The 512-nt window shown below is 46.9% G+C and carries 1 protein-coding gene; it reads left to right on the top strand.

Features of this window, described 5'->3' with window-relative positions:
* Window positions 1-512, top strand: a 512-nt coding sequence (locus ACYVTD_RS16210; RefSeq protein WP_461248707.1) for a HAMP domain-containing protein, incomplete at both ends; no start/stop codon positions are given.

The raw sequence follows: 512 nt of genomic DNA, 5'->3' as shown, positions 1-512 counted from the left end.
CTCCTACGTTGAAAGAAAATATAGAAATAGCCATCGCCAATATCCCCCTAGGGGTTTCTCCGACGACATGGTCGATGATGGTCGGCTCGGTGGAATCTTACATATTAAGAGAAGTCAACCAGCTAAAAGAATTTGTTATTATTTTGGCGTCGATATCTCTTGTAATCGCGGTGGTAATTATCTATTTTATCCTTGGCGCCACTACCGCCCCAATCGTAAAAGTATCCGACACCCTTAAGGACATATCGGAAGGCGAAGGCGATTTAACCAGAAGCATCGCCGTTTCCTCCAAAGACGAAGTGGGCGACCTAGCCAAATACTTCAATAAGACGATTCTAAAAATAAAAGACCTCGTACTTATCATTAAAAAGCAGGCGGGAGTGCTGTCGGACATCGGTAGCGAACTGTCCGCAAATATGACCGAAACCGCGGCGGCGATTAACCAAATTACCGCCAACATCCAGAGCGTCAAGGGCAGGGTCATCAACCAGAGCGCCAGCGTTACGGAAACC

The sequence above is a fragment of the Treponema sp. R6D11 genome, assembly GCF_054786075.1.
This window is presented reverse-complemented; position numbering and strand designations above follow the sequence as displayed.